Consider the following 19,451-nt stretch of genomic DNA (forward strand, 5'->3'; position numbering starts at 1 on the left):
TTATTGTATGATTAAGAATCTAACATTTTTTTCAATCACTTTATTATTCAAAGTTTTTGCAACAATATAACACCTATAATTACCATTTCTAGGTTCTGAGTTTAGAGGCTCAATACCATTCCAACCCCATTCTTTATCATTCTCTAGTGTTTGTGCATCATTAGAGGTATAGTCATAAACTAAGTTACCCCAATTATCATAGATATACATTGATATCTCAGTAACACCTCTAAATAAAGGTCTAAAGACATCATTTATACCATCACTATTTGGTGAGAATACTGTAGGTAATAATACCGAAGCTCCTTTACCTATTATAATAGTTTTAGTTATTGATGTTGAACAACCAGCAGAATTATATAGTGTTAGTGTTACATCATATATTCCATCATTAGTATACTTATGGAAAACAGTTTTAATGTTTTCACTATTATCATCAGGAACTAAATCATCTGGATAATTGAAAGTTTTAAACGGTGTTTTATCACCAAAGTCCCATTCTATATAAGAATATACATTAGGGTCATAGATATTAGAACCTGTAAAGTTTAAGTTTGTAAATTCAATATCTGATTTTACTTCATAGAAACCATAAGTTATAAATTCGAAAGATGTAAATTCAAAATCAGGATCTAAAGTTTTTAGGATAATATCTCTTGTAAGAGTACACCCTTCAATATTTGTTACTGATAAAACTCCATTTGTTACAGCACTTGCATCAATTTGAACTTCATAAAAATTATTTCCTAAAGAAGTTGAAGTTACCGGTTTCCCGTTGTATTGGAAAATAAGATTTGTATCAATTGAATTTACTTCAACCATAATTATTCCTGTTTCTCCATTACATAAACTTTCTTCTAAAACTAAATTTTCAATTGCAAAGTCACTTCCATTTTCAACAGTAAATAAGAAAGGATCAGTTATACAACCTTCGCTATCTTCAACTGTTATTCTATATAAACCTGGTTCTAAATCACAAATATTATAATAGTTGTTATTTAAAGGTGTTGTTACTTCCCAAGTTTTACTTTGTGGGTTAGAATACTCTAATAAGAAAGAAGTATATATACCAGAACCTCCAATGTAATCAAAGTTTGCACAACCTAAAGATCCATCACAACCAGTGGCAACAGTAGTATCTATTAAATCGATATATAAAGGACTTAATGGTTCAATTGTGTAAGTAGCTGAAGGTATACTACAACCTATTGCATCTGTTCCACTAATTGTATAATCACCAGGAAGCAACCCTTTAATAGTGCTTTGATTTTGTCTAAATCCATTTGGTCCTTCCCATTTAATTGCATATAAAGGGTTACCATTCTTATCTATAAATGGAACACCACCAAATATTTCAACGGAAATTTCTGCATCACCTCCATTACAAGATATTTGAGTTACATTACTATTTATAGACATTGGAGATGAAATCTCAATAACACCTTTTTTAAGTGTTCCACAAGTATCATAGATTAATTCATATTCAAAAACACCTGATTCTGTAGACTGTCCACTAATAGTAAGTAACATACCAGTAGCAGTAGTAGTTGTAGCAAAAGATACGCCATTAGGCAAACCAGTTACATTTACAATACTTGGATCTGGAATATTTCCTGTTATGTTGTAAACAATATCTCCAATAGGAGTGTTAAATGAACAAAGAGTTTGATTATCAGATCCAGAATTTAATACAACACTAACTGCTGCGTATAAATTTTGAATTTCAATAGGCAAGCTAGCAGAACAATTAGAGTTTCCTAATGTTTGAATTTCAAAACTAAAAGTACCAGTACTTTTTGGTTTTCCTGTTAATTCCCATAATCCAGTAGTAGGATTAATTTCTGTGGCAGTAATAAAGCTAGGTAATAAGCTTGTATCAATTGATGTACCTGCTGGACTTACAGTAAACTGAATAGGAGTTATATCACCATTCTGACAAACAGACTGTGTTGTTGTACCTGAACTAGTTTCTAAAGTAATTACAGGGATATCTTCAACATTCAATGTAAAATCAGTTGAAGCACTTCCGCATGTTCCAACAACATTTATATTAAAAGTAGTTTTAGGTAAAATTGCTGTTGGTGTTCCAGTAATAATCAATTCATCATCTACAACCACATAATTAATTCCTGCAGGTAATGTAGGTGTAATTGATAAGTTTGAAACACTTAATGGAATTCTATATTTTAAAGTTTCAATTGCAGTGCCAATACAAGCAACTTGATTGATACTTTCACTATCTGTATTTAAATCAATAAATGCATCCGGTTCTACAATAATACTTCCTTCAAGAACATCACTACATCCAGTTTCAGATGTAATACTATAATTATAGGTTCCTGTAAGATAAGGAGTACCACTTATAATACCACTACCTGTTGCTTGATCTGTAGTAAATAAAACACCTGGAGGTAAAACACCATATAGTTTTAATAATTGACCAGCAGTACCTTGGTATTGAATGTTGTTTGGTAAGTTGTTACTTATACAAACAATTTCATTAGCATTACCATTTATTAATGATAAACCAGCCGGAGTTGTTATTTCAATTTCACCAGTTGTGGTTGTACTATCACAAGTACCTACAGTAGTTATTGTGTAAGTGTATTTATTAGCTGTATCACAACTATTTCCAGAAATTGTTAAAATATCATCTTCAATATTCCAAATAATTCCTGAAGGTAAACCAGTTACTTTAGCACCAGTTGCACTACCACCTAATCTATATAGTATAGGAGATATATCATTACATTGACAAATTAGCTGTGATGATAATTTTGTGTCAATAGGTGTTATAGTATCATTTTCATTAATTGTTAAATTACCACTAAATGAAGAATTACAAGTTGGTAAAGGTCCTGATGTAACTACTGTATAATCAAAACTACCTACTACTGTTGGTACACCTGATATAGTAAGTACATTTCCGGCTAAACTAGCTGTAACTCCTGAAGGTAAACCTTCAGCCGTTGCATCTGTAGCATCTCCTGTAATATCAAAATTAATATTTACTATAGGATTGTTTTCACAAACTGTTTGATAAATTTCAGAATCAGCTTGCGGACTTATACCCGAATCAAATACTACTACGTTAGCAGTTTTAGGTTCTAAAAGGGTAGGAGTATTACAATAAGAACTATAAGTACTTGAGTCTTCAACATTAATTAGTTCAATCTTATAATCTCCAGCAAAAGTTGTAGGTATATTTATTATTGCACTTTCACTAGTTCCTATACTTGAGTTTGTATATTCTATACCATTTATTGTATAAGTAAACGTGTAAGGAGCAATACCATTTGAACCAGTAAATGTAATTGTTGGTTCTGTATCATTTTTACAAACTTCATATGTATTAAGTCCTGTTATAGAGGCATTAATAGTTGGTTTAAGAATTACATTTATTTGAGCTGTATTATCACATCCATCAGCTAAAGAACCAGTTACAAAATATGTTTGGTTTGTTGTAGGAGTGAAAGTATAGGCATCTGTATTTATTAGTAGAACTGGAATACCAGAAGCATCTAGTTTATACCATTCGTAAGTATCAGCTCCTGTCGCTGTTAATGTAATTTCATTTCCTTCACATACTTCAATTTCACTTAAACCATTTTCTATAAGAACTGTAGCTATATTGGTATTTACATTTATTTCACCAGTAATTGGTGCAGCGCAACCGGTTGAAGATTCTATACTATATGTAAAAGTACCACCTTGAGTTGGCGATCCTGCAATGATACCTGTAATAGGGTCAAAAGTTACACCTTCAGGTAATGTTCCAGAAAGCGTTAATGCTGCTGCTGGAGCTGTTGAAGGAGTTGTTGAGATACTATAAACAATGTTTTCTATAGCATTATTAATACAGGTTGATTGAACTGAAGTTCCAGAGGCTAAAAGAATTTCACTTTCAGTTATGTTTATTGTTCCAGTTTCTGTTGTTTGATTACAATCATTTTCAGTTGAAAATGTTTCTACAGTATAACTAAAGACTCCAGTCTCAGTTGGAGTACCTGAAATTTTAACGGTTGTACCGCTAACTGTATATGAAATACCGGCAGGAGCATTAGGAGAAAACTCTACAGTTGCACCTGTAGCACCACCTTCTAAATCATAAGTTATATCAGTAATAGAATTATTATTACAAACATTCTGAATATCTGAACCAGGGATTTGTAATGATAATTTTCCAGTTTCATTAACTGTTAATGTTCCAACGAAATCAGTATTACATCCTAATAATGAACTAGAAGTTTTTACTGTATACTCAAATTCACCAGTTTCATTTGGACTACCTGTTATGGTTAAAATACCTGGGTTACCAGGAGTAGTGCTAGGCACATATTCACTAGTTACACCACCTGGTAAGTCATCTACATAAGCATTTGTAGGTGAACCATTAATTTCAAATATAATATCTATAATTGGTTCATTTTCACAAACTATTTGACTTACTTCAATTAAGTTTAATGGATTAACACCAGCATCTAACACGTTAATAAAGGCTTGCGTTGGTGCAATTAAATCACCATTATTACAGCTAGCATTATCTTTAATACTTAATAAAGTAACAGTATATAAACCTGTTAATGTTGTAGGTATTTCAGTATCTAAATCAACTTCGTTACCAGATGAAGTAACACTACCTGTTATTGGCGTTGCTAATAAATCTGAACTTATTTCATAAGTGAAAGTATAAGGTGCAGTTCCTTTATCACCAACAAAAGTGATTGTTGGAGAAGGAGCATCTTTACAAACTTCAAAATCATATGGTGATTTAATAGTTCCTGTAATTGCAGGTATAATTGTTATTTTTATATCATCTGTATTTTCACATCCAAAATTATCAGTACCTGTTAAAGTATATGTTGAAGACAACACAGGTTTAAAAGGTACACCATCTACCACACCATTATTCCAAGTATAAGACGTTGCTGTACCAGAAGCTGTTAATGTTACTTCCTCACCAGCACAAACCTGAATTTCATCATCTACACCAGCATCTACTGCAGGTATATCTCTAACGTTAATAGATACTGTTTCAGTTAATGATTGAGTACAAGTATCAGAACTTCCGTCTGTAATACTTGTTAAATTAACATCATATGCACCAGCAACACTTGTGTTAAGCGAAATTGTTGCAGAATTACCAATAGAAGTAACAGACTGAGTTGCACCACCATTTATATTATACTCAAATTTGTATGGAGCCATACCAACTGCTCCTGTAAATGTAACAGTTGCAGGTGTGTTTAAACAAACTTCACTATTAGAAGAAGTGATTGTAGCTGTTGATAATGGATTAACAGTTACAGAAGTTTTAACTTCTGAACTTTCACAATATGGAGCATTTTGATTTATTATTGTTACATAATAATCACCAGGAATAGTTGTATCAAAAGTAGAAACATTTCCAGGATTAGGAACTCCAGCAGGTAAGTTTCTCCAAACATAGTTATATGAGCCAGCAGGAGTAGGGATAACCTGAATAGTTGCTATGTTACCTTCACATATTACTGGATTATTAACAGTAAGTGTTGGTAATGGATTAGCTTTTACTACAATTTCTTTAATATTAAAAGAGCACCCTGTAGTAATATCTTCAGCTTTAATATAATAAGCTCCTTGAGTCACAGCCATTGGATTGGCAACAGGTTCTGAAGCTGCAATGTTTGTCCAATAAGTAAACGTTAATCCAGGATCTGAACCAACAGTAATTGCAGGATCAGTTAAATCGGCAGTTTCACCTTCACAAATTGTGTCTGGATCTGTTACGACTAAACTTGGCGGAGGCAATACTTTTAATGTAGCCGTTTGATCCGTTATTGCTTGTGTACAAGGATTAAAACTTGAATCAGTGATACTTATTAAATTAACAGTATATGTACCAGGAGTGCTTGTATTAAGTTCAATGGTACTCTCAGTTAAAGTTGATGTTACGGTTTGTGTAGCACCATATTGATCAATATATTCAAATGTATATGGAGCAGTTCCATTTGCACCTGTTAATGTAATTATTAAAGGAGAATCTATACAAACCTCAGTATTATCATGATTGATAGTAGCTGTTGGTAAAGTATTTACAGTTACTACTCCTGTTCCAGTAGTGCTTTCACAATATGGAGCATCTTTATCTGTAATGAAAACAGAGTAGGAACCTGCTACAGTTGTATCAAATGTAGAAATATTACCAGGTGTTGTTGCCCCAACAGGTACTGTCCAGTTATAATTATAATTACCAGGAGTACTTGGTGTTGCAATAATAGTAGCATTATCACCTTCACAAATAGTTTCGCTATTTACAGTAACAGATGTTAAAGGCATTGCAGTTACATTAACTTCAGCAATATTAGTACATCCAGTACTATTTTCAGCTTTAATATAATACGATCCAGCACCAACAGCAGCTGGATTTGAAAGTGATGTTGTTGCAGTAATATTAGTCCAATAAGTATATATTAAACCATTATCAAATGGAGTAATAGTATTCTTTAAATCAACAGTATCACCTTCACAAATAGGATTTGGATTTGTAATAGTTAAACTTGGAGGATCAGATACTTCTATTGTTTGAGTTTGTCCAGTTAAAGTTTGTTTACAAGAATTTGGACTTCCACTAGTAACGCTTAATAAGTTTACATTATAAAAACCAGCAACACTAGTATCAATTGAAACGGTAATAGTATTTCCTGAAGATATTATAGGTGTTAATGGTCCACCATTAATATTGTATTCAAAGGTATAAGGAACTGTACCTGAACTAGCAGTAAAGGTTACTGCTGCAGAACCATCAACACAAACTTGAGATGTTAAAGTACTAATTATAGCTGTTGGTAAAGGTATTGTAGTAACAACTCCTGTAGCAGTAGTACTTTCACAATATGGAGCATCTTTATCTGTAATAAATACAGTATAAGAACCTGCTACAGATGTGTCAAATGTAGGAACATTACCAGGTGTTGTTGCCCCAGCAGGTACTGTCCAGTTATAATTATAATTACCAGGAGTACTTGGTGATGCTGTAATAGTAGCGTTATCACCTTCACAAATAGTTTCACTATTTAGAGTTACAGTTGTTAAAGGAGATGCTGTTACATTAACTTCAGAAATATTAGTACATCCAGTACTGTTTTCAGCTTTAATATAATAAGATCCGGCACCAACAGCAGCTGGATTTGAAAGTGATGTTGTTGCAGTAATATTAGTCCAATAAGTATATATTAAACCATTATCAAATGGAGTAATAGTAGTTTTTAAATCTACTGTTTCTCCTTCACAAATAGGACCCGGATTTGTAATAGTTAAACTTGGAGGATCAGATACTTCTATTGTTTGAGTTTGCCCAGTTAATGTTTGTTTACAAGAATTTGGACTTGCGCTAGCAACACTTAATAAATTAACATTATATGTGCCTGCAACATCAGTATCAATTGAAACGGTAATAGTATTTCCTGCAGATTCTATAGATTCTGTTGTACCACCATTAATATCGTACTCAAAAGTATAAGGAGCAGTTCCTAAACTTGCAGTAAAGGTTACTGCTGCAGAACCACCAATACAAACTGGTGAAGCTGAGCTACTAATTACAGCCGTTGGTAAAGCTATTACAGTAACTACGCCTGTACCAGTAGAACTTTCACAATATGGAGCATCTTTATCTGAAATAAATACAGAGTAAGATCCCGCAACAGATGTATTAAATGTAGAAACATTGCCTGGGGCCATAGCACCTGTTGGTACTGTCCAATTATAATTATAGCTTCCAGTAATGTTCGGAGTTGCTGTAATAGTAGTTGTATCACCATCACAAATAGTTTCACTATTTACAGAAACAGTTGTTAAAGGAATTCCAATTACATTAACTTCAGCAATACTAGAACATCCAATACTATTTTCAGCTTTAATATAATAAGTTCCGGCACTAACGGCATTTGAATTTGTAATTGCTGTTGTAGCAGTAATATTAGCCCAATAACTATATGTTAAGCCATTGTCATAAGAAGTTATAGTAGTACTTAAATCTACAGTTTCTCCATCACAAATAGGAGCAGGGTCGGCAATAGTTAAACTAGGAGCGGGTAGTACATTTAATGTATGAGTTTGTCCTGTAATATTTTGTTTACAAGATGATGGACTTCCGCTAGTAACACTTAATAAGTTTACATTGTAAGTACCAGCTATACTACTAGCAACTGGAATGGTAATTACATTTCCAGTAGATGTTATAGATTTTGTTGGAGCTCCATTAATATTATACTCAAAAGTATAAGGAGATATTCCTGAATTAGCAGTAAATGTTACTGATGCAGTTTCATCAACACATACTGATGAAGTTAACGGACTAATTACAGCCGTTGGTAAAGCATTTACAGTTAATGTACCAAATACTGTTGCACTAACACAAGTAGGTCTTAAAACACTAGCAATATCTACACTATAATTATAAGTTCCTGGCGCAAGAGTTGTAGCGGTATTAAAAGCTTCAACATTTCCAGGAGTCATACCTAAACTAGTAAGGTTCCAAGCATATGTATAAGTGTCTCCAGTTGTTCCAGCCGGATATGTTTGTGTAACATTTTTTGGGCTAGCATAAATTGAAGCAATTTCACCTTCACAAATAGTTGGACTATTAACTACAATTTCAGGTAATGGAACATCCGTAACGTTTACTGTTTCTATAGCAGAGCAACCAGTTGTAGTTGATGTAGCTTTAATAAAATATGTTCCTGCAACTGCATTATCGGGTGTGTAATATGGGTTGGTAACAGTTGCATCAGTCCAATATGTAAAGTCTAATCCAGAATCTGAACCAGCTGTAATTGATGGGTCAGTTAAATCAGTAGTTCCATTTTCACAAATAGGTTGTGGATCTGTAACTATTAATGTCGGTGCTCCATTTACATTTATTGTAATAGCAAGAGGTGAAGCTGTTAAATCGGTTTCACATCCATTTGCATCTATTATTCTTTGTAATTCGTAGTTAAATGTTCCTACAGCACTAGAAGACGATCCAACTTGAACGCTATTATTAGTTCCAATAGTTGATATGGTATTTAAAGCCCCTGAATTAATAGTATATTCAAAAGTATAAGGTGCAGAGCTATTAGAACCAGTAAAGGTTATTAAATCATCTGTACTATTTAAACAAGTATCTCCACCACCACCTACAGCAGCAATTGGAGTAGGATTAACATTTACAACTATAGTTTCTGTAGCTGAACATCCTTGAGGACTAGTAGCAGGTAGTTGTAAAGTGTAAGTTACCGCTATAATATTACTTGTTGAATTTGTTAACGTTTCTGAAATAATTCCAGTTCCATTATTAACACCAGATGAAGTAATTCCAGTTTCATCATTTCTAGTCCAAGAAACAGAACCAGTTGTAACCGGGTTTGCACTTAAATTAGCATCAAGATCATATTCAAATAAATCTCCAGAACAAATTTCAGTTGCCGGTGAGTTTATTGTAAAGTCTAAAGTAGGAGATGGGTGTACAGTAACTGTTAATGTTTCTGTATTTGTACATCCAATATCTGTAGTTAGTGTATAAACATAATCTACAAGTACATCACTATTAGAAGTATTAATAAGTGTTTCATTAATATCATTTGTTCCAGAAGTACTAGTATTTAAAATATTAGTGTTTAAAGCTCTAGACCAAGAGTAAGTTACATTACTTGAAGTACTATTAGGAGGGTAATTAAATATAGTGTTTGAACAAACTGCATCAGTTAATGAAGTAGATAACGTTGGTGGCGCAATTACGTCTATAGCAAATGGAGGTGAAACAGCTCCAAAACCACAATCATTTTTACCTTGTACTGTTAGGTTACCTGAAGGTGAGCCTAAAGCATAATTTATAGTTATGGTATTATTTGTAGTTGTATTTGTACTTCCATCAGGTAATGTCCATAAATAAGATGTTGCGTTAGTTATAGGGCTAACGGTATAAACGTTTCCTGTAGAACCAGCACAAATCATTTGATCAGAACTTGTAATTGCTGTAGCAGCATCTGGAACAGGATCAATAACAATTTCTATAGTAGTTACTGTATTAGCACAACCATCAGCAGTAGAAGGAAGAGTTAATTTATAAGTAACAGTAACTGGTACTGATTGATTGTTAGTTAAAGTTTCAGAAATAACTCCAGAACCTGAATTATTAATTTCATCTATTTCTGCGATTGCATTTCTACTCCATAAAATAGGTCCTGATGTTATAGGTAAGCTATTCATTGTTGGTGTAAAAGTGAATGACGTTCCAGAGCAAACATTTGATGGAGCATTTGTAGCAACCAAATCTAATGAAGGAAGTGGATTAACAATAACACTAACTGTTTCCGTGTTAGAACAACCTTCAGGAGAAGTAAGCGTATAAATATAATCAACTGCAATACTAGAATCTGTATTGTTAATTAACGTTTCATTAATGTCTCCATTTCCAAAACTTTCAGGATTAGATATTCCTACTTTCTCAGCTCTTGTCCAAGAGAATGTAAGAGAAGTATTTGTACTAGTTGATGTATAGTTAAATAATTCATTTGAACATATTGGACTTGGTGTTAATGAGCTAGATAAAGTTGGAACAGCAATAACATTAATTGGTAGTGGAGCAGAAACAGCCCCAACACCACAATCATTTTTACCTTGTACTGTTAAATTTCCAGATGTATCTGTAGTAGCATAATTAATAGTAATACTGTTGCTTGTTGTAGTTTGTGTACTACCATTAGGTAAATTCCAAATATATTCTTTTGCGTTAGCAATATTTGGTGTTGTGTAAACCATACCAGTTTCTCCTGCACATAATGTAGTAGTACCTGAAATGTTTTGAGCATCACTTGGTATTGGTGTTACATCAACATTTAAAGTTGTATTGGTAATACAAGTTCCATCATTTATTTCAATATCGTAAGTAACTGTAATAACATTAGTAGTTAAGTTTGTTAAACTAGTTTCTGTAATATCACCAATACCAGAACTAAAACCTTCTGAAATATCTGAAATAGCAGCTCTTTGCCAAGTAAAGGTTGCTCCAGGTATATTGCTGGTAAGTGGATATATAAAACTTGAACCAGAACAAACAGGTGCTGGTGTAATAGATGTTAATTCTGGAGAAGGGTTTACAGTAACCTGAACTTCTTGAGGTGCATTATTACTACAACCATCGGCAGTTTCTATAGTATAAGTATAAATAACAGTGATTGCTGAATTTGTATCATTTGTTAGTATCTCATTAATTGAATTAGAACCTGCTCCTGTTGCTGGGCTAATTCCTGGCACAAAACTTCTTGTCCAATTATATGTAATTGCAGAATTACTATCTGCAGTATAGTTAAATTGTTTATTTGAACAAATTTCTGCACTAACTGGTATGTTTGAAAGTGTAGGAGGGGTAATAATGTTAATATAATACGGTGCAGATAATGCTCCAACACCACAATCATTTTTACCTTGTACTGTTAAGTTCCCAGAAGTATCTGTTACAGCAAAATCAAGAGTAATACTATTACTTGATGTAGTTTGTGTACTACCATTAGGTAAGTTCCATAAATATTCTGTTGCATTAGGAATAGTTGGTGTTGTATAAACTACACTCGTTTCTCCAACGCACAATGTATTAGTACCTGAAATGTTTTGAGCATCACTTGGTGTAGGTGTTACATCAACACTTAAAGTTGTATATGAAAAACAAGTTCCATCATTAATTTCAATATTGTAAGAAACTGAAACAACGTTTGTTGTTAAGTTTGTTAAACTGGTCTCTGAAATATCACCAGTACCAGAACTGAAACCTTCTGAAATATCTGAAATTGCAGCTCTTTCCCAAGTAAAGGTTGCACCAGGTATATTGCTGGTAAGCGGATATATAAAATTTGAACCTGAACAAACAGGAGCTGGTGAAATAGAGGTTAATTCTGGAGATGGGTTCACAATAACTTGTACTTCTTGAGGTACAGTATTACTACAACCTTCAGCTGTTTCTAAAGTATATGTATAAGTAACTGTGATTGCTGAGTTTGTTGTATTTGTAAGTATTTCGTTAATTAATTTAGAATTACCTAAGGATGTTGCAGGGCTAATTCCTGGTACAAAACTTCTTGTCCAATTATATGTAATTGCAGAATTACTATCTGCAGTATAATTAAATTGTTCATTAGAACAAACTTCTGCACTTACAGGAATATTTGAAAGTGTAGGAGGGGCAATAATGTTTATATAATAAGGATCCGATACTGTTCCAACTCCACAAGAATTTATTCCTTGTACAGTTAAATTTCCAGGAGTAGCTAAAGAACTAAAAGATGTTACAAGTGTATTTCCTGAAGTTGGTACTGTAGAACCATCAGGTAAAGTCCATAAATAACTTGTAGCATTTGTAATTAAAGGTACTGTATAGCTATTTCCAGCGCTACCAGCACACACATTACTAATACCTGTAATTAATCCTGCAGGGTCTGGTAGTGGTGTAATATCTACACTAATACTTGTATTGGTTGTACAACCGTTAGCAATAATCTCTAGGTCATAAATTACAGTTACTACACTATTAGTTAAATTTGTTAAAGTCTGATTTATAGTTCCAGTACCAGTACTTGATCCTGAAGCAATAAAATCACTTGAATTTACAATTGACCAGTTTATTATACTTGCAGCTGGCTCGCTTGTAGGATTATAAATAAAGTTAGTTCCTGAGCAAATTGGGCTAGGTGCAGCTGAATTTAAAATTGGTAAAGGTTGAACAATTACATCTATATCTTCAGAATTAATACAACCCTCATTAGTTGTTATTAAATAAGTATATTTTACTGTTATTGGTGCTGTGGTTGTGTTAATTAATGTTTCATTAATAGCTCCTGTTCCAGAACTTGGGCTATTTGAAATTCCCGAAACAATTACTCTTTCCCAATCATATTGATTTATATTGGAAGTACTTTCAGGAGTGTAACTAAATAGGTCATTTGAACAAACTTCAGCAGCAATCGGTGCATTTGAAAGTACAGGAGGTGTAATTACAGTAATATTAAAGTCTGATGATATTGTTCCTGTTCCACAAGCATTCCCACCTTGTACTGTTAAATTTCCAGAACTTGTAATTGGACCAAAATTTAAAGTATTTGTAGTAGTTGTAAAAGAAGAACTTGTAGTTCCATCATTAAATACCCAATTATAAGATGTTGCGGCATCAATGGTTGGTATGCTATAGTCTCCATTAAATCCTTCACAAACAATCGCATCACCAGAAATTGTACCTGGTGTATCTGGTAATGGTGAAACATCAACACTTATTGAAGTATTATTAGAACAACCATTAGCAATAATTTCAAGGTTATAAACTACGGTAATTGTGTTAGTAGTTAAGTTTGTTAAAGTTTGATTTATGGCTCCAGAACCAGCACTTGATCCCGATGCATTAAAATCAGTTGAATTTACAATTGCCCAGTTTATAGTACTTGCTGCAGGATCACTTGTAGGAGTATATACGAAATTACTACCCGAACAAATAGGCATTGGTGCAGCTGAATTTAATGCAGGTGTTGGATTTACTTGTACTTGTATATCTTCAGTATTAGAACAACCATCAACAGTTGTAAGCGTATATGTGTATGTAACAGTAACCGGAGTTAAAGTAGTATTTGTTAAAATTTCATTAATATCATCAGTTCCAGTATTTGGCGCGTTTGATATTCCACTAATTGTATTTCTTTCCCAATCAAATGAAGTTGCAATAGCACTTGTAGGAGTAAAAGTAAATGAATCTCCAGAACAAATTTCAGCAGCAACAGGTGCATTTGATAGAGTTGGAGGAGCAACAACGTTTATTGTAAGTGGAGGAGAAAGAGCACCAACACCACAACTGTTTTTACCCTGAACTGTAAGATCTCCAGTAGTATCTGTTGCAGCAAAATTAATTACTAAAGTATTACTAGTAGTAGTTACAGGACTACCATTAGGTAACGTCCACAAGTATTCAGTTGCATTAGGAATATTATTTACTGTATAAACATTTCCAGTAGATCCTGTACAAACAGAAGTTAAACCGTTTATAATAGGAGCAGCACTTGGTATTGGATTAACATCAACAGTTAATGTTGTATTATTAATACAATTACCATCATCTATAGTAAGGTTATATACAACAGTTACAACAGATTCTGTAAGATTAGTTAATGACGTATCATTTATTGTCCCAGTTCCAGAAGTTGTACCTTCTAATATTTCAGCAGTAGTATTTCTAGTCCAAGAAATTGTGGAAGCAGGTGTTGCTGAAGGCGTAAAGCTATACGCATCCCCAGAACAAATTTCTACAGGAGCAGAAGCTAAATTGTTTAATACAGGAGTTGGATTTACTTGTACCTGTATATCTTCAGTATTAGAACAACCATCAGCAGTTGTAAGTGTAAATGTGTATGTAACAGTAACTGGGGTTAAAGTAGTATTTGTTAAAATTTCATTAATATCATCAGTACCAGTATTTGGAACCGTTGATATTCCACTAATTGTATTTCTTTCCCATTCAAATGAAGTTGCAGTAGCACTTTTAGGAGTGAAAGTAAATGAATCTCCAGAACAAATTTCAGCGGCAACAGGTGCATTTGATAGAGTTGGAGGAGCAATTACATTAATAGGGAAAAGATCAGGAGTTCCACTTCCACATAAGTTGGTTCCATAAACTTCAATATTTCCAGAAACAGCACTTGCACTAAAATCTACAGTAATTGTATTAGTAGTAGTTCCAGAAACAATAGTCGCTCCTGTTGGTACTGACCAAACATATGATGTTGCGTTTGCTATAGCAGGCACTGTATATGTGTATCCTGTTGTATTTGCACATACTGTTGCATTACCAGCAATTACATTTGCAGGCGATGGAGAAGGAGTTATATCTAATGAAACAATAACAGTATCTGTACAACCACCAGCTGTTGTAGGTAGTGTGATTTCATAATCAACGGTAATAACCGCATCAGTAGTATTGGTTAATGTTTCGTTAATAGGAGTTGTAATATTACTAGATCCAGGTTCTGTTATTCCTGGGGTAGTTGCTCTAGACCAAGATATAGTTCCAGAAGTATCACTTGTTGGAGCATAATTAAATATATCTCCAGAACATATTTCAGTAACTGAAGGAGCATTTGTTAACTGTGGATATGGATCAACATTTACAGAAATAGTATCAGTTGAAGTACAACCTTCAGAAGAAGTTAATGTAATGTTGTAAACTACTGTTTGAGTACTATTTGTTGTATTTAATAGTATATCATTTACTATGTCACCTGAACCAGAAGCAGCACCGTCAATACCACTTTGTATTGGTCTATCCCAGGTAAAGGTAACTCCACTAGTACTAGTTAAAGTTTGGTTAAACGGTTCACCAGAACATATTGCAGATGTTGTAATTGGTGTTAGAGTAGGTTCTGAAATTACTGTTATTGGAAGCACAGATTGTGCACCTGATCCACAAGAATTATTAGCTTGTACTATAATGTCTCCATTAACAGCTGTTGTTGTGAAATCAACAGTAATTGTATTTGTTGTAGCACCTGAAATCAGATTAACGCCAGCAGGTAGTGTCCAAGTATAACTTGTAGCTCCAGGGATTAATGCAGCGGTATAAGAAACACCTGTTTCGCCTGCACAAACTGTAGTATTTCCTGTTATTGAAGAAGCAACTGGAACAGGGTTTACTGTAATTGGTAATGTTGAAATTGATCCATTTCCGCAAGAATTAGATGCGTATACAGCAACATTTCCATTCATTGCTCCAAAACCATAATCTACTGTAATTGTATTTACAGATTGATTTACAATTGTTGCTCCGGTTGGAACTGACCAGTTATAATTAGTAACGCTTAAGTTGTTTGCTACTTGATAAACAACGCCTGTTGTTCCAGCACAAAGAATAGTTGGAGAACTTGATGTTATTGTACCTAAATCTGGGGCTTCACAACTAATACTTAAAGTTACTACATCAGAAACATTTTTAGAACTACAAGCTCCAATACCATCAGCAGTTAATGTTAAGTCTTCTGTTCCCGGGCAATTATTTGCTAAGGATTGATAATTAGTAGGTGTTCCCGCAGTAAATGTTCCTATAGCAGAAGTTGACCAACTTTGAGAACTTGCATTAATTACATTTGTATTATTTATTGGAAATAATGCTATTGGTTGTCCAGAAACGTAACATACTTCTCCATTATCTCCGGCTTGAACAGTTGGTAATGGTTGAATGGTAATAATTAAATCTTGAATTACTGTTTCTAATGAAGAACATCCATCATTTGGCTCTAATACCGCTCTTGCAATAGTAGTTTGTAATGATGTTATTGATGATGTTAATCCAGAAGTAAAAGTTGGTGTTTCTGTATTTGTGCCAGATAAACTTCCAGGGCCACTATAAATACTCCAACTAATTGTTTTATAATTATCAGCAATACTATTCAATGTAATGCTTGGAGAATCAACACATAAAGCAACATCTGTTACAGTAATTGTAGGTTTTTTTGTAATGTCAATTCGCATAAAGCTATCATCAACACTACATGTTCCAGCTCCCGTACCTGTTAAAATAAGGAATACATAGCCTTGATTAATATCATCAACACTTGGTGTATATGTAGGATTGGTATTAGTTGTGCTACTAAAAGTACCACCTACATAACTAGAAATAGATGTTCCATTACTATTTTGAGCACTTGTCCATTCAACACCTCCAGCTGCACTTGTTGCAATAGCATCAAATAAGGTATAAGATTCTCCTTCACAAAGTAAAGTATTATTACCTGCAAATACCCCAACACCTGGATCAATAGTTAATTTCATATAATCTGAAGATGTACCACAAGCATTAGTTGCTTTTACAGTAAGAAATACATATCCTCTAGAAATATCATCAAGACTTGGTGTAAAAGTAGGAGTATCTATATCTGCACTTATTGGATTAAAAGTTCCTGTAGAAAGAGGAGTTCCAGATTCATGAGTAGAAGCTATCCACTCTATAGAAGTTTCAAATTGTATATCAGCATCTGTAACATTAAAAGATGATCCTTCACAAATTGTAGCATCTGAACCTGCATCAGCTATTGGTAAAGGTGTAATGTTTGCAGTTACAGTGTCCGTTGTTTCACCTACACAAGGTGAAGGATTAGATGCGTGTAATGTAAATGTAACGGCACCTGTTTCATTTATCCCAGGTGTATATTGTGGCACTAAACTATTTACGGTACTTGCTAAAATTGTTCCTGTACCATCTGTTGTCCAATTATATGTAGTACTACTTGGCGATACACTAGCTCCAAAGTTTAATAATATTGGATTTGTATCTGAACATATTGAAATAAGAGTTCCTGCATCAATTGTTGGTGCAGCATTTAAGTTAACCTTAATTGTTTTTTCAGCAGTTCCAACACATGGAGACGTTGGTTGTGCAATTAAAGTTAATAATATAAAACCATTATTAATTTCATCAACAGTTGGTGTTATTGATGGTGTTTCTGTTGTTTCATATACTGGAACAGATTTATTTGAAACTACTGTTGTATTTGTCCAAGTATAATTTGTACTGTTTGTAATTGTTACAAGATCTGGCAACGTAAATGTTTCTGCACATAAAGTAATTTCATTTGTAGTAGCAGTAATTGTTGGTAATTGTGTAATATTAAGAACTACTTCATCAGTAATATCACCTGCTGTACAGGCAATATTTGGTGTTGCAGACATTGTTAAAGTAACATCACTAGTATCTGAAGATCCAAGTGTGTAAATTGGATTTATAACACCACCTATAGTTGAATAATCAAATGTTCCATTTCCACTAGTTGACCAAGTGATGGCACTATAATTAGTTGCGGTTGCTCCACTTAAAGTAACTGATGTTCCTTCACAAGTTGGTATATCTGATCCTGCAAAAACTGTTGGATTTGAATATAAAGTAATTGTAGTACTTGCTATTGGATTTCCACAGCTACCTATACCAGTTGCTTCTAAGAAAACAGTAATTATTGTTTCTCCAGAAGGGTTTGAAAAATCAGCTGCAGCTGGAATGTATTTTGGTTTAAGCGGGTCTGTTGTTGTTTGTATTGTTCCTGCACCAGTATGAGTCCAAATATAACTAGAAGCGTTGCTACCAGTTCCGTCTAATTGAATTTCTGTAATACCTTCACACGCTTCAATTGGCGTTCCGGCAATAACTATTGGTAATGGATTAATAGTAATAGATACTGTATCAGTTTTAGGAGATGGGCAAGTAGCAGGACCTGCAGCTTCTAAAGTTACAGTTACTATTCCTGAAGCTCCAATATTAGGAACTATTTCAGGAGTTAATGTTGTTTCAGTACCAGCGGTAATTGTTGCAGGTCCTGAAATAGACCAATTGAATACACCACTTCCGTTTGATACAGAAGCACCTGATATTGTATAAGTTTCATCCTCACAAATAGTAGTGCCTGTTCCAGCTTCAACAATAACAGAAGGTGCAATTGTAAGATTTAAATCGCTTGAAACATCAGTACAAGATCCATTTAAGGCAATTGCTTTTAATGTTAATGTTACCAAACCTGTTTGTGCAGGGGTAGGAGTATAGACAGTAGCAGCTGTATTTGATGGAGAAAAAGTTCCCAATCCATTAGATGATGTCCAAACTAATGTGCTATAATTTGTAGATGTTGCTTCTGCAGCAGTAATTGTTAAACTTTCACCCTGACAAATAGTGCTATTTGCTGGTATATTTACAGTTGGGCTAGCGGTTATATTTATAGTTTTAGTAGCTACAGAATCAAAAGCACTTCCACAAGCTGGATCAGCAAAGGCAGTTAATGTTAATGTAACGATTCCTGATTGTCCTGCATTAGGAACATATTCAGGTGTTAAGGTTGTTTCAGTACCCGCAGTAATACTTCCACCGCCAGATACCGTCCATAATAAAGAAGTTTCATTGGTAGCAGTTGCTTCTCCAGCAAGTAAGGTATACGTTTCACCTTCACAAATAGTTATAGAAGGTCCGGCATTGGCTATTGGTTGTTTAACAATGGTTACAACAACATCATCTGTAACTTCAGCACAATTGGTATCACTTACAGCATGTAACGTAAGTGTTACAGTACCATTATTTTTATCTAAAGTACTTGGCGTATAACTAGTATTTTCAGTAGTTGCAAAAGTAGTTCCTGTTGAACTTGTAGTCCAATAAACACTTGAAGAGTTTGTAGCCGAACCATTTAAAATAACATCTTCTCCTTCACAAATAGTAACATTTGCTCCGGCATTTACAACTTGCTCAGGAGATAAGTTTAATATTATTTCATCAAAAACTGAAGATGAACAAGGAGTTGTTGGTTGAGCTGTAATTCTTAATACAATTGGCAATCCGGAAGCTATTTCAATAGCGCTAGGAGTATAGGTAGGGTTTAAAATAGCAGTATTACTAAATGTACCAGGAGTACTGCTCATTGAAGCCC

General features: G+C 33.8%; 1 protein-coding gene (only partly in view). It reads right to left on the bottom strand.

Features of this window, described 5'->3' with window-relative positions; translation table 11 throughout:
* Window positions 1-19,451, bottom strand: partial view of a PKD-like domain-containing protein gene (locus DAD81_RS06460; protein ID WP_111707437.1) — the 3' portion only. It continues 7,561 nt past the right edge of the window; only the last 19,451 of its 27,012 coding nucleotides appear in the window; its start codon lies off the right edge, out of view; the stop codon is at window positions 1-3.

Source organism: Lutibacter citreus (assembly GCF_003260195.1).
GTDB classification, from domain to species: domain Bacteria; phylum Bacteroidota; class Bacteroidia; order Flavobacteriales; family Flavobacteriaceae; genus Lutibacter; species Lutibacter citreus.